The sequence below is a fragment of the Saccharopolyspora sp. NPDC045839 genome (assembly GCF_056431645.1).
In genome coordinates, this window is sequence record NZ_JBWKKH010000058.1 from 14094 (window position 1) to 34668 (window position 20575).

Sequence of the window (20575 nt, forward strand, 5' to 3'; positions counted from 1 at the left end):
GAGTGTTGTGGGCTGTCATAGCAACCCAAAACGCGCACGACCCCGGAATCAACTCGCCACGGCGCTGCCCCGGAAGGTGCCGCGGTAGGCGCTGGGTGACACGCCGAGCGTCGCCTGCAGGTGCTGCCGGAGCGAGGCCGCGGTGCCGAAGCCCGCGTCCGCCGCGATCCGGTCGACGGACAGATCGGTCTCCTCCAGCAGCTGCCGGGCGCGCTCGATGCGCTGCTGGGTGAGCCACTGCAGCGGCGAGACGCCGACCTCGTCGCGGAAGCGGCGGGTGAACGTCCGCACGCTCATCAACTCCCGCGCGGCCAGTTCGCGCAGCGTCAGCGGAAGGTCCAGGTGTTCCAGCGCCCACGCCCGGGCCTGCGCGGTCGAGGCGGACTGCGGTTCGGGCATCGGCCGCCGGATGTACTGGGCCTGGCCGCCGTCGCGATGCGGCGGCACCACGGTCGTCCGCGCCACCTCGTTGGCGACCGCCGCGCCGTGGTCGCACCGGATCATGTGCAGGCACAGGTCGATCCCGGACGCCTCGCCCGCCGAGGTCAGCACGTCGCCGTCGTCGGTGTAGAGGACGTCGGGGTCCAGCCGGACCGCCGGGTAGAGCCGCCGGAACTGGTCGCAGGACCGCCAGTGCGTCGTCGCCCGGCGACCGTCCAGCAGCCCGGCCGCGGCCAGCACGAACACCCCGGTGCAGATCGATGCGATGCGGGTACCCGGCCGGATCAGCGCGAACGCCGCGGCGAGCTCCGCGCCGAGTCGGCCTTCGGTCTCGGTCTCGTCGAGCTCGTGCGTCGCCGGGAAGATCACGGTGTCCGCCTCGGCCAGCGCTTCGGGGCCGTGCGCGACGTGGATCGGGAAGTCCGCGTCGGTGCGCACCATCCCGGGGACGAGTGCGCAGGTCACGACCTCGTACAGGGGTTCTCCGGCGGGCGAGAGGGCCCGCCCGAACAGTTGGTGCACCAGGCCCAGCTCCATCGGCATCACGCCGTGGCGGACCAGCACCGCTACTCGACCGGTCATGGCCTGATTCTTGCACATGTTGGCCATCAGGCCACTCGTTTCGCGGCGGGCACCGGCGCAGGGTCGGGGCATGACGATCGAAACAGCCACCCGGACGGGCATCCACCGCGCGTGGTGGGTCGCCGCGGTCACCGCGCTGGTGGTCATCGGCGCGGGCGCCTGCGCCACCACCGCCGGTCTGCTCATCACCCCGCTGCACCACGAATTCGGCTGGTCGCGCGCCGCCATCGGCGTCGCGGTCTCGGTGAACATGGCGCTCTACGGGCTGACCGCGCCGTTCTCCGCGGCGTTGATGGACCGCTTCGGCATCCGCCGGGTGGCCGTCGCCGCGCTGCTGCTGATCGCCGCAGGCGCCGGGCTGACCACGGTCGTTTCCGATTCCTGGCAGCTGGTCGTGGGATGGGGGCTGCTCGTCGGCGTCGGTTGCGGCGCGCTGGCGATGGCGTTCGCCGCGACCGTGACGCACCGCTGGTTCGTGGCCCGGCGCGGCCTGGTGACCGGCCTGCTGACCGCGGCCAGCGTCTTCGGCCAGTTCGCGTTCCTACCGGTGATGTCCTGGGTCATCGACCACTTCGCGTGGCGCTCGGCGACCGTGGGCCTCGCGCTGATCGCGCTGGCCACAGCGCCGCTGGCGTGGTCGGTGCTGCGCGACCACCCCGCCGATCTCGGCCTGCGCCCCTACGGCGCAACGGTTTTCGAGGCGAAGCCGGAGCCGGTGACGGGCGCGGCCGGGCGTGCGGTGCGACTGCTGTTCGACGCGGCGCGGACCGGCCCGTTCTGGTTGCTGGCGGGCACTTTCGCGATCTGCGGGGCGTCCACCAACGGGATCATGTGGACCCACTTCGCCCCAGCCGCGCACGACCACGGCATGCCGACCACGATGGCGGCCTCGCTGCTCGCGGTCATCGGCGTGGTGAACGTGGCCGGCACGATCGGTTCCGGCTGGCTCACCGACCGGTTCAGCCCGCAACTGCTCCTGGCCGCCTACTACGCGCTGCGCGGCCTCTCCCTGCTGGCGCTGCCCGCGCTGTTCGGGCCGACGGTGCAGCCGGCCATGATCGGCTTCGCCGTCCTGTTCGGGCTGCTCGACGTCGCCACCGTTCCGCCGACGATCGCCCTGTGCCGCCAGGTCTTCGGGGCGGGCGGAGCGATCGTCTTCGGCTGGGTGAGCGCTGCGCACCAGGTGGGCGCCGGGCTGATCGCCTACTTCGGCGCCGTGGCGCGGGACCTGCTCGGTTCCTACGACGCGGTCTGGATCGGGGCCGCCGCGCTGTGCGCCGCGGCCGCGCTGATGGCGGTCGCGATCAGGCGGTCGTCTGGTCCAGATCGGGCGTGAACCGGGCGCTCGCCGCGGCCACCCCGTCGGCGATCTGGTCGCCGTCGGCCGTGCCGGAATCCGCGGTCGCGGCGGCCCACGCCTTGATGACCTGCCGGGAGAACTCCTGCACCGCAGCGGAGTTCTCCCACCCCGGCACGTACTCGCCCCGCAGGTACTGGTCCAGGCCGAGCAGATCGACGTCCCAACCCGGGCCGACGAGCAGCGCGCCCGCGCCGCTGCTGATCGGCTCCATCGGGACCGAATGCATCATCTCGAGCCCGGTGCCGTCGCCGGTCTCGGCGAGCCGCAGCTCCAGAACGCTGTCGCCGAACGTGATCTTCACCAGGCGCGGTGCCGCGCAGCGCAGGATCTGGCCGCCGGCGTTTCCCTCGAACTCGTAGCGGCCGCCTTCCCGGAGTTCGCCGGTGATCGGCAGGAACCAGCGCCGCAGCCGGTCCGGTTCGGTGAGGGCGCGCCAGAGTTCCTCGATCGGGGCGGCGTAGTTGCGGCGCAGCAGCACGCTGACCTGCGCGCCACCGACGACCGAATGCTGGCTGACCACGCGCTGCACGGAGGTGACCTGCCTGGTGATGTCGAACATGTGGTGCCTCCCAGTCCGGACTCCCGCGGGCCATCATCCGGCCTCGAACCGCGGTCCGCTCGCTCCCGACTCGACCGGGTCGCCCGTCCCCCACACCGGCGGACAGGTGCCGCCTAGGATGTGATCATGAGTGCTCAGGAGGCGGAATTACGCCTGTTCACGGGCGATACGAGCGCGTCGGAGCTGGGCGTGTCGGCGAAAGTCCGCTACGAGCACGCCGAAGAGCACGGCTTCCCGAACGAAGAAGACGCATTCCACCAAGCGGGCACGGCCGCCTATCGCGCCGCTCCCCTGCTGCGACTCATCGGCGAACGCGGATCGCGCAAGCTGATCACGGGCCGGGTGCGCATCGCGGTGCAACCGGACGCGGCGCCGTCGGTCACGATCCTGGTGACGGCGCTGTGGTCGGAGCGCGACCGCTGGACGCAGGTGCAGGACGTGCGGTCGCAGCTGGACGACGCGTTGGCTGCCTCGCTGGCCGAGCCTGCGCATCCGGTGCACGGCGACGCGCGGGACGTGGCCGCCATCCTCGCCAAGGCGGTTGCCGAGTCCTCGCACAACGAGGTCACGAAGGTCCGCGCGCTGCGCTACGAGCTGGAACGGCGACTCGCCGACCAGCTGGCCAACCGCAAGCAGGAGCCGATGCGGCGGCTGCTGGCGGAGGTCATCGAGCTGTCGATCGCGTTCAACCGCGCCCGGGACGAGGCGCGCGCGGCGATCCGCGACGACCTCTGGCGACGCGACGAATCCACGCACCAGCACGGCGAGCCCAGTGAGCCACCGGGCCCGGAAACCCCGGTCCCGGACCGGATGCACTACAACGCGATCCGGCACTGCCGTTCGATGAACAGCCTGCTGGAGGAGGAGACCGCGCGCCTGCACTCGTTGCAGGACAGCATGTCGACGATCTCGGTGGCGCAGGACGCCGAAGCGCAGCAGAACTTCAACCTGTTCGCCGCCGCGGCGGCCGCGGGGTTGGGGCTACCGGCGCTGATCCTGTCATTCTACGGAGCCCAGACGTACCTGCCGTTGACGTCGTTCGACCGCGCGGCGCGGGCGCTCCTCCCGGTCGGCCTGACGGCCCTGGTGGCGGTGATGATCGTGCTCCGCCAGATGCCGTGGCGGGCGCGATTCCGCCACTACGCAGGAGGTTTCACGCTCGTCGTGTCCGTCCTCGGCGTGCTGTGGGTGGCAGGAGCACTGGCGCCACACTGATCGCGTAGATCAGCGCCGCTTCGAAGTGCGTGGTTTGGCCTGGAGAATGGGTTTCAGCTGTTCCTCGGCTTGCCGCACCTGGTCCGCACCTTCTCCGAACTTGCGCCGGTACCCGGCCATGGCGCTCTCGGCCACATGTCGTGCCCGTGCGGCCTTTCCCACCTTGTAGAGCGCTAGGGCCAGCGCAGAATACGTCTGCAACACATCTGGATGATCGGAGCCGAAGATCGCCCGTTGCCGTGTGTGCACATCGGCCAACAACTGTCGGGCCTGAGGTGCTCGATTCACCCGAATCAAGTCCACACCGCAATGAACGGCAGCAACCAGAGTGTAGGGATGGTTCGCACCCCGCACTCGAACGTACCTCTGCCACGCCTCACGCCTCAACCGGCAGGCCTCCTCGACCTCACCGAGCCTTTCCAGCACGAATGCAGCACTGTCCATCGAATTCAAGACGTCCGGATGGTCTTCACCGAGCAAATCCCTGCGCTTCACCCACGCTTCATCGCACAGCGCACGCGCGCGATGAACCGCGCCGGCAGCAGCCAACGCCGTCGCCAAGCTGGTCATCGAACGTAGGACGTACGGATGAGCATCGTCCAATACCTGCCGGAGCTTCCCCAATGCCGCCTCGTGCAGCTCGAGCCCTCGTTCTTCCTCACCGGCGCGGACCAGACCGTTTGCCAAGTTCGTCATCGAGTGCAAAGTTTCCGGGTCATCCTCGCCCAGGTGCCGGCACCGCTTTTCCAATACGGTCTCTTGCACTTCGCAAGCCGACGCGCGATGGCCCAACTCATCGAGAATCACACCGAAGTCACTCATAGAACGCAGCGTTCCGGCGTGGTCTCCGAAATTCGCTTGCCATCTGGGCAAAGTGTCCTCGATTAGCGCATGGGCCTCGTGGTACTCCCCGAGCAGGTACTGGCTGTGGGCCACCTCGTTCGCCGCGGTCAACGTGTGGATGTCGTCAGGGCCGATGCGGTCACGCCACTGCTCGTAGAGGCGCCGGACGAAAGGCATGGCCGACGTGACGTCCCCGCGCCGCAACAGGTACAAGACAGCACTGCAGGCGACCGAACGCAGCCGTTCGTTCTTCGTTGTCGCTGGGTCCGCCTCGACCAGGTGCGGCAGCGTTTTCGCCCATTCCGGCCACGCCGCCGGATCTTCCGTGCTTCCCGGATCGACCCCGGCGAGCAGGGCTTCTGCGCTGGCGTGCAACGCCTTTCGCCGCTCCACCGACAGCTGGTCGCGGATGACCGACCGCACCAGCCGATGGAGGCGGATGGTCGCGTTCCCGACGCGGGCCAGCCCGATGCGGCCGATCCGCGCGACCAGCTTGCCGAACGCGAGCGGGTCCCCGGCGACCTCCGCCAGCTCGTCCGGCAGCGCCTCGGGCCTGCTCAGCCAGCCGGTCGGGATCGGCTCCGGCGCGAACATCGCGCACACCTGGAGCAGCGCAACGGCAGCAGGCTCGTCCGCCGCCAGCCGCTCCATCGACACGCGCACCGCAGCTGCCAGCGACGTCGGGTAAGAACTCGGCGGCTTCTCGTTGAGCACGTCGTTCGTGCGGCTCGCCAGCAGCCGGAGGTACTCCGGCACCGACAGACCGGTTTCCGCCAGCGTGCCTCCTGCCTGCGCCAATGCGAGCGGCAGGTCGCCGAGCTCGTCGGCGAGCCGGTCGGCTTCGGCGTCCGCGAGGCCGGGCTGGCGGGAGCGCAGCAGAGCGATCGACTCCTGCCGCTGGAACTCCTGCACCTCCGTGCGCGTCCCGACCTCGTTCCAGGCCGGGTTCCGCGAAGTGATCAGCACGTGCCCGGCGGCCCCGGAAAGCCAGGGCCGCACGGCGTCCGGGTCCTCGGCGTTGTCGAAGACGAGCAACCAGCGGGAGTTCTCCCGGAAGTACTTGCGCACCGCGAGTTCCGCCGCGGTGTGGTCGGTGTTCGTGCCGACCAGACCCGCCGCGACGGCCAGCGCCGCGAACTGCTCGCTGATCAGGCCCGTCCGCTCGGAGTCGATCCACCACACCAGGTCGTACCCGGCGGCGAAGCCGTGCGCGTACTCGATCGCCAGCTGCGTCTTGCCGACGCCGCCGATCCCGTGCAGGACCTGCGTGTTCTTGCCGGAGAGCAGCCGCTCCCGCAGCGGCACCAGCACGCCGTCCCGACCGGTGAAGTCCGAGTTCCGCCCGGGCACGTTCCACACCGCCGGCGGGCTCCCCGGAACCCGCGGCCTGGGCCCGGCATCCTGGCCGCGGGCCTGCGCGCTGGGCGGGAACTCCGGCCGCCCGTCCGGGCGCTGTGGCCCGCGAGCCGCGTCCAGCAACGCCTTGCGGGCCTGGTCCTCGTCCAGCCCGAAGAGCTTCTGCGCGATCAGCGGGCGCAGCAGCTGCGGCGGCTCGCACTCCTCCACCACCAGCGGCAACAGCCTGGAGGGCTGCTGCTCGTCGTGCACGAACGCGCTGGCCCACTCGTCGGTCGTGTAGCGCTGCGGTTCGAAGTAAGCGGGCGAGAACAGGGCCACGACGCGTTCGGCGCCGTCGAGCGCGGCGGCCATCTTCGTGACGAAGTTGTCCCCGGCGGCCCAGTCCCAGGTGTCGAGCTCGACGGTGTAGCCGGCGTCGACCAGGTGCCATGCCACCCACTCCGCCCACGCCCGGTCCCGGCCCGCGTGGCTGATGAAGAAGTCCACCCCAGGTAACCCCCAGCTGCCCGGTCGAAAACTGCGAAACGCGCCGGAACGAGATGCCGAACCAGCAGGGTACCGCGCCGTGATCGCCGGACGCCCCGGAGCAACGAGGTCCACATAGGACTCGCATGTCAAAATGTCCGGTATTCGGGCGTGGCGGAGCCGCCCGAGCTCTAGACTGCCGGCATGAGCAGCACAGCCGGGAGCGACGACCGGTCCCTCCGCGCATCGGACGACGAACGCGCCGAGACCGCGCAGCAACTCACCGAGGCGGTGGGGGCCGGACGACTGACCCTGGCCGAGTTCACCGACCGCGTCGACGCCGCCTACCAGGCCGTCACGCGGGGCGAGCTCGCCGAGCTGGTGACGGACCTGCCCGCCGCGCCGTCGAACCTGCCCGCCGAACCCGCCGACGAGACCAAGCGCCGGTGGAAGATCGCGATCATCAGCGGCTCCGACTACAAGGGCCGCTGGCAGGTGCCCCGCAAGTCCGGCTACTTCGCGCTGATGGGCGGCTCCACGATCGACCTGCGCGAGGCGACGCTGCCCGGCCGGGAGATCGAGATCGTGCTGGTGTCGATCATGGGCGGCAACGACGTGATCGTGCCGCGCGGGGTGCGCGTGGTGGTCGACTCAACGGACTTCATGGGCGGCAACACGGTCAAGGTCGACGAGGACGCGGAGATGCCGAACGCCCCGGTCATCCGCATCCGCACCTACTCGTTCATGGGCGGCAACGACATCAAGCACCCCAAGCCCAAGAAGAACTGGCTGGCCCACTGGCGCCGCGATCCACAGTAGACACCTCAGGCCACGGCCAGGGGGCGTTCCGGAATGGCTTCGGGAAGGCTCGTCCCGAAGGCGCCCGACGCCTGACACCGGCGGCGAGTTCGCGCGAAATCGCCGTCCCCCGCGTCCCACACCGAAGGGAACCCCGAACCGATTCCCGGCGAAGGATCAGCTCGGATCGCGTTCTGGGGATCCGAGAGCGGGGCGCAGCATGCCGAGCAGTGCTGCGGAGGTCTCCTGGGGCGACTGGCCCGTGGTGTCGAGGACCATCCGATGCGCCCCGGAGCTTCGCAGCCGCTCCGCCTCCGCCATTGCTCGGACCGCCACCCGGCTCTGCACTTCCGACGGCGCGCCGCGGAGTTCGTCGCCCGCGAGCAGCGCCGACTCGCCATCGGCCCGACGTCGGATGCGGTCTTCCAGCGCAGCGGCGTCGGCGTCCAGCCGGACGACGGTGACGAGTTCCTCCGCCAAGGCGCCCATGAGGTCCGCGCCCGGCTCGCGAGTCACGAGGATCAACGACTGCGCCCCGGCCTGCCGGTAGCCGCGCCACAGCGCCGCGAGTTCGGCCGCTTGGAGAACGGGATCCGGCCCGGGGTGGACGAATCCGAGCTGGTCGAGGTCGATGTACGCGGTCGGCACGCCGCTCTGCCAGAGGTCGCTCAGCACGCTCCACGCGGCGGTCGACTTGCCCACCGCGGTCGCGCCCGTCACGACGACCACCGGCATCGGCGGCAGCCCGTCGCCCGCCGACGCCAGCGGCCGCACCGGACCGGGCCGGACGACGCAATGCCCCATCAGGGCATCGACGGTGTCGCCGGGACGATGGCCGGTCGTGTCCAGCGGGGTGCCGATCGCCGCGCGGTCGATCCGGTCGACCACCTCGAACAGCTCCCTCAGCATGCCGGCCGGCGATCCGCGCCCGAGGAACCGGCTGCGCAGTTCCTCCCGGTCGCAATGCAGCCGCACGAGCGCGAGATCGATGTGGGCCGCCTCGGCGCTACCGGCGAAGAACGGTTCGACGCCCAGCTCCGGATCCACGACGCCGGACACGATCACCTGCCGCACGCCGCGCTGCCGCAACACGGCGATCACCCGCAGCAGGTTGGCGGCCTTGATCTCGTGGCTCGCCGCGCCGCCGCCGGGTGGTGGCCCGATCAAGCCGAGCTGATCGATGTCGACGTACGCGACGCTGCCGCCCCGCCCGGAGATGCGCGTGAACAGCCCCCAGCCGGACGTCGACTTCCCCGCTCCGGGCGCACCGGTCACCCAGAGCACCGGAATCTTGCTCCCCATACCCAGTGAGCCTAGGAACCCCGGTCAACCGAAATTCGCCGAACGAAGCCAGGAACCACGAGATCACCCGCCGACCGAGACGCCGACGACGAACAGGAGCAGCATCCCGGCGATGGTGCCGAAGACCAGGAACCGCTGCTTCGCGCTCCATTCGCCCACCGGCGCGCCGTCGACCGCCTGCGCGGCCCCGTCCCGTCGCCCCTGAGCCAGGCTCCGCGGCACCAGGACGACCAGCGGGACGGCCAGCACCACGGTCAGGAGCGGCCCGCCGATCAACGCGACCAGCCAGACCCACACGCCGTTGGCGAAACCACTCGCGTCGCTGTCCGGGGTGGCGATGACCAGGACAGCGGCCAGCGACAACAGCGGGGCGAGGCTCGCGGCGAGGCCGCATCCCACCACGACGTCCCGGCGCTGCACCTCGGTGCCGGATCCATCGGGCGTCGGTTCGGACTCCACCTGCATGGGCCAACCCTCCGTCCGGCTCGTGCCTCCCTTGCAGCAGACGCACGAGCTCGAACGAGGTTGCTTCCGAAGGCCGGACCCGCTAGCGGAGCAGGGCCGCGTCCAGTTCCGCCAGCAGTTGCGCCTTCGGCCGGGCGCCGGCGGCGGCGTGCACGGGCCGGCCGTCGCGGAAGAGCATCAGCGTCGGCAGGGACATGACCTGGAATTCCCTTGCGACGAACGGGTTCTCGTCGGTGTTGACCTTGCGGATGGTCAGCGATTCGGCACGTTCGCGCGCGATCTCGTCGAGCACCGGCGCGATCATGTGGCAGGGCGGGCACCACTTCGCCCAGAAGTCCACCAGGACGGGCTTGTCGTGCCGGAGGACGTCCCGTTCGAAGGTTTCGTCCGTGACCGCGGAAACCGCGCCGGGAAGGCTGGTGGCCGGCATCAGTGCTCCTCTGATTCGTTCGGTTCATCGGCGTTCCGGTCGGCGACGCCGCACGTCCCGGGGTGCCTCGCCAGCGCCGTGCCGAGCTTGCGGAGCAGGCTCGCCCGCACCGCGTTGAGCTGTTCGAGGCAGGCATCGACCTCCGCCAGCTTCCGCTGGTAGACGTCGATCGAATCGGCGCACGAGTCCCCGGTCTCGTTGCCCGCGCGCAGGCATTCGACGAACGGCCTGGTGTCGTCGAGGCTGAACCCGACGGCTTGCAGCGCCCGGATCTCGTTGACGAGCCGGGCGTCGTCCTCGCCGTACTCCCGGTAGCCGTTCGCCGAGCGCCGCGCTTCGAGCAGGCCCTGCGCCTCGTAGAACCGCAGCGCACGCGTCGTCGTTCCAACACGTCTGGCCAGCTCACCGATCCGCATGAGATCGAAGTTAAACCTTCCCCTCAGCGTCAAGGCAACGCTCCGATCCCGCGTCCCCCCGCTACCCGGCCGCGCCGAGCGACTGGAAGGCAAGAATCCCCGCACAGGAGCTTCCTCAACCGCCCGGTTGACAACGACGAGAAGGTGGCCTAGCTTGGTATTCAACCAATTAGTTGAGGAAAACTGGTGAACGAGAGCACGGAGCGGCTCAACCGGGCGTTCGCGGCATTGGCCGACCCGACCCGGCGCGAACTGGTGGCCCGGCTGGCCGGCACGGACGCGACCGTGGGCGAACTGGCCGAGCCCTACGACATGAGCCTCCAGGCGATCTCCAAGCACGTGAAGGTGCTCGAGGAGGCCGGCCTGGTGACCCGCAGCAAGGACGCCCAGCGCCGGCCGGTCCACCTGGACGCGGAGGTGTTCGACCTGATGTCGAAGTGGATCGAGCGCTATCGCAAGGAGGCCGAGGAGCGCTACCAGCGCCTCGACGCCCTGCTGGGCCGGATGGCCGACGAAGAGAATCCGAACCGCACGGAGGACGCATCATGACCAAGCACGAGACCCAGATCCTGGCGAACGAGAAGGTTCCGACGATCGAGATCCTCCGGGAGTTCGACGCGGCTCCCGAGCAGGTGTACCGCGCCCACGTCGATCCCGAGCTCTACGCGCAGTGGGTCGGGCCGCGTTCGCTGACCACGAGGGTCATCCGGTGGGACGCTCGCACCGGCGGCTCGTGGGCCTTCGCCAACGATCGCGGCGGCGAGGAGGTCGCCTCCTTCTACGGCAGCTTCCACGAGGTGCGGCCGAACGAGCGGATCGTGTGGACCTTCACCTACGAAGGCCTGCCGGACGGAGTCGCACTGGAGACGCTGACCTTCGAGGAACTCGAGGACGGGCGCACGCGGCTGCGGACGCTGAGCGTGGTGCAGGACTTCGAGACCCGCGACGGCATCCTGTCCAGCGGCATGGACGTCGGGGTCAACGAGGGCTACGACAAGCTCGACGAGCTGCTCGCGAAATGACGATCGCGCCCCGAGGCCCGGCCCGGCAGCACGCGTACGACGCCGGCCGGTTCACCGAGCTGGTCGAGTCCGCCTCGGCCGACGACTGGGCGCGCCCCAGCCCGGTCGCGGAGTGGACGGCGCTCGACGTCGTGAAGCACCTGGTCGAGTGGTCCCGCGGCTTCCTGACAGGTGCCGGGATCGAGCTCCCGCCCCTGGACGTCGACGCCGACCCGGTCGCCGCCTGGAAGCAGCACGTCACCGACATCCAGGCGATCCTCGACGCCCCGGCCGGGCGGGTGCTCAGCAACCCGCACACCGGCGACGAACCGGTGGACGAGGCGATCGACCGGTTCTACACCGCAGACGTCTGGATGCACACCTGGGATCTCGCCAAGGCCCTCGGCCGCGAGCCCGACCTGGACCAGGAGCGTTGCCGCGCCGCGCTGGCGGCCATGAAGCCCGTGGAGCAGATGCTGCGCGACAGCGGGCAGTTCGGGTCCGCTGTGCCGGTCGCCGACGGGGCCTCGGCGCAGGACGAGCTGATGGCCTTCATCGGCCGCGATCCGGACTGGCCGTCCACCGGTCGAGCCGTCGCGAACGACTAGCTCCCAGCAACGTTGACACATACCCCCTAGGGGTATATAAATCCTCCCAGCATCAAGTACCCCTAAGGGGTATGCGGCGGTGACTGCGGTCGCCCGGGAGGAGACAGACATGGGACTGTTCGCGATTCGCGACTACCGGCGGCTGTTCAGCGCTCAAGTCATCGCGTTGTTCGGCACCGGCCTGGCCACCGTCGCGCTGGGTCTGCTCGCGTACGAGCTCGCGGGCCCACGGGCCGGCGCGGTTCTCGCCACCGCGCTGACGATCAAGATGGTCGCGTACGTGGTCGTCGCACCTCTAGCGGCCGCGTACGTCGACCGGCTGCCCAGGCGTTGGTTCCTCACGATCCTCGACGTGGTGCGCGCCCTGGTGGTGATCGCGCTGCCGTTCGTCACCGAGGTGTGGCACATCTACGTCCTGATCGGGGTCCTCCAGACCGCGTCAGCGGCGTTCACCCCGACCTTCCAGGCGGTCATCCCCGACATCGTGACCCAGGAGGCCGACTACACCCGGGCCCTGTCCGCATCGCAGGTGGCCTCCACCATGGAGAGCCTGCTGAGCCCCGTGCTCGCGGCCGTGGCGCTCACCTTCATGTCGTTCAACCTGCTGTTCCTCGGCACCTCCGCCGGGTTCGCCGTGTCGGCGCTGCTGGTCCTGTCCACGCGCATCCCCAACGCGCGCCCCAGCTCGCACGCGAACGCCTGGGACCGGGCCGTGGCGGGAATCCGCACCTTCGCGGCCACCCCGAGCCTGCGCGGCGTCATGGCGCTGAACCTCGTGGTCGCCGCCGCCGGCTCCATCGTGGTCGTCAACACCGTGAACTACGTCCGCGACGTCCTCGGCGGAACCCAGTCCGACGTGGCCTGGATGCTCGCCGCGTCCGGAACGGGGACGCTGCTGGTGGCCCTCGTCCTCCCGCGCGTCCTGGACCGGGTGGCGGACCGGTCCGTGATGCTGATCGGTGCCGCGGTGCTGGTGCTCGCGGTCGGCGCGGCGGTCGCGACATCCGCGGCGAGCGTCGCCGCAGCACTGCCGACCGGGGCGATCTGGGTGGCGATCGGCGGCGGGATGGCGCTGATCATCACGCCGACCGGGCGGGTGCTTCGCCGGGCGGTCGATCCCACCGGAATTCCGGAGGTCTTCGCGGCCCAGTTCTCGCTGTCCCACCTGGCCTGGCTGGTGACCTACCCCATCGCCGGATGGGTCGCCGCACAAGCGGGCTTCACGACCACCTGGACCGTGCTGGCAGGCCTGGCGACGATCGGAGCGGTCACGGCACTGGCAGTCTGGCCGAGCGACGAGAAGGCCGAAGGGCGTGAGGTTGTGCAGCGCGACGAGACGGTTGAGGCCGAAGGACGCGCCGCAGTGGCGGTCCAGCGCGATGAGAAGGTCAAGACCGGAGGACTCGCGGCAGTGGCGGTCCAGCCACGCACCGGGAAGGTCGAGGCCCAAGCCCACGTCGCGGTGCCGGTCGCGACCGAAGTCTCCACCCGGGAAGCCGCAGAAGCCGCGGAGGGAACGCTCGCGGCATCCCAGTGCGCCTGCGTCCGCACCATCTGAGGCCGCCGGCCAACACCGAGTGGAACTCCGTTGAGGACGAGCACTTCTCGCCCACCGGTCAGCCGGGGGCGAGAAGTGCTCGTCCATTGGTTTGCGCACAACACGAGTGATCGGGCTGCCGAACCAAACGGCATCCATCCCGACTCGACAGCACACCGTGACGGACCGCGATCCGTAGGAGGTCAACGCTGAAGGCACGAGCCTCGGCCAGCGCCCACGGTAGCTTCTCGAAGTCCGCCTCGGGATACTGCTCAATCGTGCGGCCGGGCACGTCGCACCAGGTGACGCTGGCAGGAGGGCAGAGACGGTAGAGCATCTACAGGTCCTATCCGGAGCGATTGGCTCCCCGTCGCAGATGGTGGACCTCCGCCTTGACGTTTGATGTGTCGCCCGGGCCGCAGCTCATCGTTACAGGGTCTGAGGTCTGCCTCCCAGCAGATCTATGGGTTTTCTGTTGCCCCCGAGCCCCAGGGGCGGGGAGTGGGGAGCGCACTACTACAGGCAGTCCGGCAGGAGGCTGCCGCTCGGGACGCACGCCGGATTACGTTGCGAGTGCTTGGTACCAATGCCCGAACTCAAGCGCTCTACCGTCGACATGGCTATCAGGTTGAAGGGATCCTGCGGGAAGAGTTCTTCCTGCAGGCGCAGTACGTCGATGACGTCCTGATGGCGTTGGACCGCAGAGCTGAAGTTTGATCAGACGGCACCCCCTCCGTGGCTCCCGGCCGCCGAGGTCTCGGTAGCAAACCCCCAGGCCTCCTGCCCTCGGTTTACGTGGCGCCCCGGCGATCGAACCTCGAACCCGCGGATTCTGAGGCCACGTCCCCGGTTGCCTCCGGTCACTTCTCATTACCGCGTATGACCTGCCGTCCGCAACCAGTGCTTGAAACAGCGGTCGGCGTTCGGGCTTGCTGCCATAGTGGACGCCGTCTACCACGGGAGAGCGGATCGATGAATGCCGAAAGGATGCGCGTTGCACAGCCTTACCCTGCGGTCCTGGTCAGTTTTATGTCCCCTCTAAGTAGTTTCTCTCACTACCAACGTTGTCGCTTGATCGTCCTATTTCGCGGCGTTGGCAAGTTCGAGTAGCTTTGTCGTGTGCCTAGATCAACAAGCAAGCTCCTGGCCGGACTGATGATAATTGGACTCCTGCTGGGCGGTGGACAAGCTGGCGCGTCCGAGCAGGCGGCACCACTGGACCCTCCGCCAATTCCACCGCCGCCGTGTGACGTTAACGAGTTCAACTGGGGCGGTGGAACACTGGACCCCGGTTCTATCGAAAGCTTCAAGCCCGGCCTAGCACCTGGTTCGATGGAGCTATGGGCCGACTACGATCCTCAAGGAAACCCTATCGCAGTAAAGTACGAGCACCAGGCCGTTGGCAAATACGTCTCCGGCGCGAATGACGCCAACTTCCAAGATGTACTCCGCGTCAACAACCAGGCAACTGTGCCGCGAACCCCGCACGACGGGTACTCTCCTACGTATCGCATACACAGCGACAATGCAGATTACGTGCTGGAAAATGGAGTCCGAGTAGACTGGAAGAAGGGTGACATTGTCAGCATCCTGGTAACATCTGAATTTTTCCCAACCAACACATGGGGAAGCGCAACCGCCTCCTGTACACTCTAGTTTTTATTTCATGAGGAATGCAGTGTAGAGTGCAGCACCCGAGGGAAATTGCTGGTATCATGAGCGACATGTCCGACCCGACTAGGTTGCTTGAACTTACAGACAGTTCAATCGGAAAAACCTTCACGCTTACCAGCATAACCCTAGATGGCCGCAGGCTCGAATTCAAGTATTTGCTAAGCCCGGGATACGCATCGGATCAATTCGGCGGTGTCGAGATAAGACGTGGGATTCCACAATTTTCGGCTACTGTAGAATCAGGCGATAATCCTACCCTCTACGGAAGTGGCGGCGTGGAGCCTGGCGATCCAACCTGGGGGCACTATATCTTTGAGTTGACTGAGGATGTTGCCGCAGAAGACATTGTTGTGACAATTCGACCGTTCGTCGCGCGACATTCTTCGCTGTCGCTTCCCTTGTTCACATTCTTAGGGCGCACCGACGGATGACTGGGTGATCTACTTTCGGTCTTAGCGGGGACACATCCAGTGGACGTGTCCCCGCTAAGCCTTCTAATCATAGTGGGTCACGGTCGGCGGACCGAGAACTTGCGCCGCCGGTCGACGGATACAACGCCGCCTTTTCAATAAGGCTGAGCAATGAGTGGGCAAGATCCGCCGCGCGATCGAAAAACAACTCTGGCTGCCTGATCGACAAGATCTTCTGGGAGACCAAGCAGGGCTGAGGTCACGAGCTTGACCAAGACGCCGACCAGCGAAAACATGCCATCGTTGGTCGGCGTCTTTTTCGTCCTTCGGCCTGCTGCAACGGCCTGACGACCTGCTTTCGGCCTGGGATTGTCCAAATTAGACATCTTTCTGCTGGCTCTTCGGTCGGGGCCACAAGCGGGCAACCCCGTTCGGCAAGCAACGGCTCGGCATCAGCTGGATCGGCAAGGTGACCAGCTCGGCGACGTGCCCAACACCGTCTTCGATGGCTCGCCCAGGCTACCAGTGGAGTCGGGACATCCGCGGTTCAGATCTCCATCTCGGCGGCTTCTGCGGGGCCGCCTGCCTTCCGCTCGCGCCATGACGAGGCCGCCTGCCTTCCGCTCGCGCCATGACGAGGCCGCCTGCCTTCCGCTCGCGCCCGGTCGCCGCGGTTGGCCGGCCGGGACCGGTGAGCGCAGCGAGCCGCACGCCCGGCCGGCCAACCGCGGCTTGACCGGGCTCGCATACAGGAAGGTCGGCGGCCTCGTCATGGCTTGCATACAGCAGGCAGGCGGCCCCGCAGGGGCCGCCCTTGACGCACATGCTCGCCTTCCGGGGGCATTTCCTGTCCAAGTCACGCGAGTACTCGACCACGTTCAAGCAGCTTCGCGAAGACCGGCAGATCTGGCGCTTTGAGCAGAACCTCGCCGATCTCGGTGTCGACGCCGACACCGTGGCCGTGGTCAACCACTGGGACATGACCTCAGTCGGTCACCGCACCCCCGAGGAACGCGAGCTCGCCGCCGCCATCGCCGAACGCACACGCCAAGCACGAAAGCAGAAGTACGCCACCGAAAGGAAGGACTGATGATGATCCGCAGCCTGTGGGGTATCGAAGACGTCTCCAACTACCTCGGCGTCCCGGTCGGCACCCTCTACCAGTGGCGCTCCCGGGGCTACGGCCCGGCCGGCCGAAAGATCGGCAAGTACGTCCGGTTCAAGCCTGACGACGTCGAGCGATGGTTCGACGCTCAGACGCAGGGGTGGCCTGATGGCGGGTCGGCTGCCGCTGCCGCTGGGCGGCATGGGTGAGATCTCGGTGAAGAAGGTCGGCAACTCGCAGGTGGCGCGTGCCTGGTTCCGGCGTGAGGATGGCACCTACGCCGACGTTCGCCGCAGGGGCCGGACCAAGGAGCTGGCCAAGCAGGCGGTCCGGGACGCGGTCAAGGACTTGGCTCCGGCAACGGCTGCTGGTGCGGAAGTGACGGCGATGTCGTTGTTCGACGACGTTGCGCAGTTGTGGCTGGCGCAGTTCCGGGATGACGCCGAGAACGGAGTCTTCTCGTTTGCGTCGTTGGACACCTACAGCGATGCCTACCGCAACCACGTCAAGCCTGCGTTGGGCCGCCTGCGGTTGTTCGAGGTGGAGACCTCGGTGGTCAACAAGCTGTGCCAGGCGAAGCTGAAGGCACACAGCGTGAGTCTCGCCAAGCATGTCAAGGCCGTGATTAGCCACATCATGATCGTGGCCATCGACGCGAAGGCGGTGAAGACGAACCCGGTCAAGGGGATCGCTCCGCTGACCGAGCGGCGGGCGAAGACCAAACGCAAGAAGGCGCGGTCCCTGACCCGGGACGATGTGTTCGATCTCCTCGGGAAGCTCGATACCGACGAGGAGGCCCAGCGGCGGGACCTGCCGGACCTGGTGCGGTTCTTCATCGCCACCGGCGAGCGGTCCGGGGAGGCTCTCGGGGCTCGCTGGACGGACTTCGATGCCAAGAAGAAGAAACTCCGGATGGACGGCAACATCATCCAGGCGCGCGGCAAGGGGACGGTCCGCAACGACGGCAAGTCCGCGACTGCGGGGCGTGACATCCCTCTCACTGACTGGTGCGTGCAGATGCTCTTGGAGCGCAAGGCCAGGCTCGGCGTCGTCAACGAGGACATGCCGGTGTTCACCAACACGAAGAACGGCTACCTCAACGCTTCCAACGTGATCAACCGGGTGTGGGTGCCGTTCCGCACGCAGGCCGGGTACGAGTGGGTGACCTTCCACACGCTCCGCAAGACGTTCGCCACGCTCCAGGACGAAGCCGGGCTGACGGCCCGTCAGGTGGCGGATCTGCTGGGGCACTCGCACGTGTCGATGACGCAGGACAACTACTTCGGGCGGGGTCAGGAGTCCCGTGCTGGCGCTGAGGCGCTGGACTTCCTGGATCCCGGGGCTCGCCGCGAGTAGCCGAGGAAAGTTGGCAATTTATTGGCAACCCGGGGCCTGAACGGCAGTCAGCAACCCGGCCGTTTCGAGCCCTGAAAAGCAGCGAACCCCCTGCTAGAGGGGGTTCGCGGCTGTCTCGACCAGACGTGCGCCCGAAGGGATTCGAACCCCTAACCTTCTGATCCGTAGTCAGATGCTCTATCCGTTGAGCTACGGGCGCGTCTTCAGTTTTGTGATCTCCACCTGGCGGTGGAGGCCACAGCGGAGGCTCCGGGATTTGAACCCGGGAGGGGGCGTAACCCCCAACCGCATTAGCAGTGCGGCGCCATAGACCAGACTAGGCGAAGCCTCCCGGTAACCCTCGCGGCCACCGGAGAAAAGATTACACACCCCTCCGAACGGCCGAAACAGGGGGGTCGGTTTTTCCGTCCGTCACCCGTTCAGGTCGGCACTGAGCTGCACGAACGGGTCCAGGGACGCCGGGTTCCGGAGGGCGTCGCGGCTGACCGCCCGCTCCGGCGGCGTGCCGGCGAGGATCTTCTTCACCGGAACCTCCAGCTTCTTGCCGTTGAGGGTGCGCGGCACCTCGTCGACGACGATGAACCGGTTCGGCACGTGCCGCGGCGAGAGCTCCGCACGCAGCGCCGCCTTGAGCCGCGGCTTGACCTCGTCCAGCTCGGCGCGCTCCGCCAGCACCAGGAAGCACAGCAGCTGCCCCTCGCCGCCGCCCGCGCCCGAGGTGTCGATCACCAGCGAGTCGGCGATCTCCTCGAAGCCCTCCACCACCCGGTAGAACTCCGCGGTGCCCATCCGGACGCCGCCGCGGTTGAGGGTCGAGTCGCTGCGGCCGTAGATCACGAAGGTGCCGCGGTCGGTGAGCCGCACCCAGTCGCCGTGCCGCCACACCCCAGGGAACACGTCGAAGTACGCCTCGCGCAGCCGGGAACCGTCCGGGTCGTTCCAGAAGAACACCGGCATCGTCGGCATCGGCTTGGTCAGCACCAGCTCGCCGACCTCGTCGTGCAGCTCCCGGCCGTACTCGTCGTAGGAGGCGACCGCCGCGCCGAGCAGCGCGCAGGAGATCTCGCCCAGCCACACCGGCACGTCCGGCGCGGCGCCCACGAACGCGGTGCACAGGTCGGTGCCGCCGGAGACGCTGGCGATCTGCACGTCCTCGCCGACCGCGTCGGCCACCCAGCGGAAGCCGTCGGTGGTCAGCGGCGCCCCGGTCGAGCCGACCGTGCGCAGCGCCGACAGGTCGAAGGCGTCCCCCGGGCGCAGGCCGCGCTTCAGGCAGCTCTGGATGAACGGCGCCGACGTGCCGAAGTAGTCCACCCGGTGCCGGGCCGCCAGTTCCCACAGCGCCGACAGCGTCGGGTAGCCCGGGCTGCCGTCGTACAGCACCAGGGTCGTGCCGTTCAGCAGGCCGCCGACCAGGAAGTTCCACATCATCCAGCCGGTCGTGGTGAACCAGAAGAACCGGTCGCCCGGGCCGAGGTCGCAGTGCAGGCCGATGGCCTTGAGGTGCTCCAGCACCATGCCGCCGTGGCCGTGCACGATGCCCTTCGGCAGGCCGGTGGTGCCCGAGGAGTACAGCACCCACAGCGGGTGGTCGAACGGCACCGGGTCGAACTCCAGCGGCACGCCGCGGTGCCGCTCGAGCAGGTCGTCCCAGCCGATGGCGCCCGGTAGTTCGGCCGCCTCGCCGAGGTAGTCGACCAGCACCGTGCCGACCAGTCCCGGCATCGCCTCGCGCATCCGATCCACAGTGGATCTAATGTCGAAAGTCCTGCCACCGTAGCAATATCCGTCGACCGCGATCAGAACCTTGGGCTCGATCTGCACGAAGCGGTCCGCGATCGCCCGCGCGCCGAAGTCCGGCGAGCACGACGACCAGGCCGCGCCGAGGCTCGCCGCGGCGAGGAAGGCCACCAGCGTCTCGGGGCAGTTCGGCGCCAACGCCACGACGCGGTCGCCGGCCTGCACGCCCAGCTCCGCGAGGCCCGCCCGCGCGGCGGCCACCCGGGCCCTCAGCTCGCCGTAGGTGATCTCCTCGCTGCGGCCGTCCTCGCGGGCGAAGATCACCGCCAGGTCGTCGTCCGCCTTGCCCGCGCCGTCGCGGAGAGCGTGCTCGGCGTAGTTCAGGGTGGCGCCGGGGAACCACTGCGCGCCGGGCATGACCTCGGCGACCAGGACCTGCTCGGCGCGGTCGTGGAAGCGGACGTCGAAGAACTCCGCCACCGCCGACCAGAAGGCGGTCAGATCCGACACCGACCACTGCCACAGCGCCCGGTAGTCGGCCAGGTCGATGGCGCGCTCGCTGCGCAGCCACTCGCGGAACGCGGTCATCCGGCTCGCGGCCACGCGTTCCGGGCTGGGCCGCCACAACAGCTCGGGAACCTGCTCGGGATCGGTGCTCGGTGCCATGGCCTTTCATAACCCACCGAGGCCGGGTTCAGCTACCCCGTAGACGCCGGTGATCAGCGGGTTTCCACCGGCCCGGCCGGCCACCGAGGGCTCGGGCGCCGAGACGCCGGTTTCGCGCGAAACCGGCGTTCGCCATGCCTGCGGGTGACGGTTTCGATGCTCCTATTGTTTGTCAAGTGGTGGTGAGGGCGAGGTCTGTGGTGATGGTGCGGTAGATCTTGCGGGCGAGGTAGCGTTTCAGGC

20 protein-coding genes and 2 tRNA genes are annotated in these 20575 nt (G+C 68.3%); 12 read left to right on the forward strand and 10 right to left on the reverse strand.

The window, feature by feature from the left end:
* Positions 1-48 precede the first annotated feature (48 nt).
* A complete protein-coding gene (locus tag AC07EQ_RS41790; protein ID WP_478393326.1) occupies positions 49-1050 on the reverse strand; it encodes a GlxA family transcriptional regulator in 1002 nt (333 codons plus the stop codon).
* A gap of 43 nt (positions 1051-1093) precedes the next feature.
* Here AC07EQ_RS41790 and AC07EQ_RS41795 point away from each other — a divergent pair, with 43 nt between their 5' ends.
* Entirely contained in the window at positions 1094-2359 is a 1266-nt protein-coding gene (locus AC07EQ_RS41795; RefSeq protein ID WP_478393327.1) for an MFS transporter, read from the forward strand.
* On the opposite strand, the gene AC07EQ_RS41800 is transcribed toward AC07EQ_RS41795, so the two are convergent.
* Complete coding sequence (locus tag AC07EQ_RS41800) at positions 2328-2942, reverse strand: SRPBCC family protein (protein ID WP_478393328.1); 615 nt, start codon at positions 2940-2942, stop codon at positions 2328-2330. The genes AC07EQ_RS41795 and AC07EQ_RS41800 overlap by 32 nt on opposite strands.
* 126 nt (positions 2943-3068) lie before the next feature.
* Between AC07EQ_RS41800 and AC07EQ_RS41805 the strand changes: the two genes are divergently transcribed.
* Positions 3069-4157 carry a hypothetical protein gene (locus AC07EQ_RS41805; RefSeq protein ID WP_478393329.1) on the forward strand — a complete coding sequence of 363 codons (1089 nt, stop codon included), beginning with the start codon at positions 3069-3071 and terminating at the stop codon, positions 4155-4157.
* A gap of 9 nt (positions 4158-4166) precedes the next feature.
* Here AC07EQ_RS41805 and fxsT read toward each other — a convergent pair whose 3' ends face one another.
* Positions 4167-6845, reverse strand: coding sequence for an FxSxx-COOH system tetratricopeptide repeat protein (fxsT, locus tag AC07EQ_RS41810; RefSeq protein ID WP_478393330.1), 2679 nt, complete (start codon positions 6843-6845; stop codon positions 4167-4169).
* 183 nt (positions 6846-7028) lie between these two features.
* On the opposite strand from fxsT, the gene AC07EQ_RS41815 reads away from it, so the two are divergent.
* A complete protein-coding gene (locus tag AC07EQ_RS41815) occupies positions 7029-7643 on the forward strand; it encodes a DUF1707 SHOCT-like domain-containing protein (RefSeq protein WP_478393331.1) in 615 nt (204 codons plus the stop codon).
* A 156-nt stretch (positions 7644-7799) separates the two neighbouring features.
* Here the strand turns inward: AC07EQ_RS41815 and AC07EQ_RS41820 are convergent, their stop codons facing one another.
* The 4 genes from AC07EQ_RS41820 to AC07EQ_RS41835 form a co-directional block, all read right to left on the reverse strand.
* The gene (locus AC07EQ_RS41820; RefSeq protein WP_478393332.1) at positions 7800-8924 is read right to left on the reverse strand and encodes a DEAD/DEAH box helicase family protein; all 1125 of its coding nucleotides are present in this window, start codon (positions 8922-8924) and stop codon (positions 7800-7802) included.
* A 63-nt stretch (positions 8925-8987) separates the two neighbouring features.
* Positions 8988-9389, reverse strand: coding sequence for a hypothetical protein (locus AC07EQ_RS41825; protein ID WP_478393333.1), 402 nt, complete (start codon positions 9387-9389; stop codon positions 8988-8990).
* Between the two features lie 82 nt (positions 9390-9471).
* Positions 9472-9819 carry a thioredoxin gene (gene trxA, locus AC07EQ_RS41830; protein WP_478393334.1) on the reverse strand — a complete coding sequence of 116 codons (348 nt, stop codon included), beginning with the start codon at positions 9817-9819 and terminating at the stop codon, positions 9472-9474.
* Positions 9819-10235 (reverse strand): MerR family transcriptional regulator, encoded by a 417-nt coding sequence (locus AC07EQ_RS41835; RefSeq protein WP_478393335.1) that lies wholly within the window; start codon positions 10233-10235, stop codon positions 9819-9821. The genes trxA and AC07EQ_RS41835 overlap by 1 nt, the downstream gene beginning before the upstream one ends.
* 186 nt (positions 10236-10421) lie before the next feature.
* Between AC07EQ_RS41835 and AC07EQ_RS41840 the strand changes: the two genes are divergently transcribed.
* The 9 genes from AC07EQ_RS41840 (at position 10422) to AC07EQ_RS41880 (ending at position 17926) form a co-directional block, all read left to right on the forward strand.
* The gene (locus tag AC07EQ_RS41840) at positions 10422-10784 is read left to right on the forward strand and encodes an ArsR/SmtB family transcription factor (RefSeq protein WP_478393336.1); all 363 of its coding nucleotides are present in this window, start codon (positions 10422-10424) and stop codon (positions 10782-10784) included.
* Complete coding sequence (locus AC07EQ_RS41845) at positions 10781-11257, forward strand: SRPBCC family protein (RefSeq protein WP_478393337.1); 477 nt, start codon at positions 10781-10783, stop codon at positions 11255-11257. Before AC07EQ_RS41840 ends, AC07EQ_RS41845 begins: the two co-directional genes overlap by 4 nt.
* On the forward strand, positions 11254-11844 hold the full coding sequence (locus AC07EQ_RS41850; RefSeq protein WP_478393338.1) for a TIGR03086 family metal-binding protein: 591 nt from the start codon (positions 11254-11256) through the stop codon (positions 11842-11844). Before AC07EQ_RS41845 ends, AC07EQ_RS41850 begins: the two co-directional genes overlap by 4 nt.
* A gap of 109 nt (positions 11845-11953) precedes the next feature.
* Positions 11954-13402 (forward strand): MFS transporter, encoded by a 1449-nt coding sequence (locus tag AC07EQ_RS41855; RefSeq protein WP_478393339.1) that lies wholly within the window; start codon positions 11954-11956, stop codon positions 13400-13402.
* Between the two features lie 381 nt (positions 13403-13783).
* A complete protein-coding gene (locus AC07EQ_RS41860; protein WP_478393343.1) occupies positions 13784-14098 on the forward strand; it encodes an N-acetyltransferase family protein in 315 nt (104 codons plus the stop codon).
* 1007 nt (positions 14099-15105) lie between these two features.
* Positions 15106-15486, forward strand: a complete 381-nt coding sequence (locus AC07EQ_RS41865; RefSeq protein WP_478393340.1) for a hypothetical protein — start codon at positions 15106-15108, stop codon at positions 15484-15486.
* An 802-nt stretch (positions 15487-16288) separates the two neighbouring features.
* Positions 16289-16555 (forward strand): replication initiator, encoded by a 267-nt coding sequence (locus AC07EQ_RS41870; RefSeq protein ID WP_478393344.1) that lies wholly within the window; start codon positions 16289-16291, stop codon positions 16553-16555.
* A 2-nt stretch (positions 16556-16557) separates the two neighbouring features.
* A complete protein-coding gene (locus AC07EQ_RS41875; protein ID WP_478393345.1) occupies positions 16558-16779 on the forward strand; it encodes a helix-turn-helix domain-containing protein in 222 nt (73 codons plus the stop codon).
* Positions 16739-17926 (forward strand): tyrosine-type recombinase/integrase, encoded by a 1188-nt coding sequence (locus tag AC07EQ_RS41880; protein ID WP_478393341.1) that lies wholly within the window; start codon positions 16739-16741, stop codon positions 17924-17926. The genes AC07EQ_RS41875 and AC07EQ_RS41880 overlap by 41 nt, the downstream gene beginning before the upstream one ends.
* 126 nt (positions 17927-18052) lie before the next feature.
* On the opposite strand, the gene AC07EQ_RS41885 is transcribed toward AC07EQ_RS41880, so the two are convergent.
* From AC07EQ_RS41885 to AC07EQ_RS41895, 3 genes are all read right to left on the reverse strand, one after another.
* Positions 18053-18125, reverse strand: a tRNA-Arg gene (locus AC07EQ_RS41885).
* Between the two features lie 42 nt (positions 18126-18167).
* Positions 18168-18257 (reverse strand) — tRNA-Ser (locus AC07EQ_RS41890).
* An 80-nt stretch (positions 18258-18337) separates the two neighbouring features.
* Positions 18338-20332: an acetoacetate--CoA ligase gene (locus AC07EQ_RS41895; protein ID WP_478393342.1), complete on the reverse strand. Its 1995-nt coding sequence runs from the start codon at positions 20330-20332 to the stop codon at positions 18338-18340.
* Between the last annotated feature and the right edge of the window lie 243 nt (positions 20333-20575).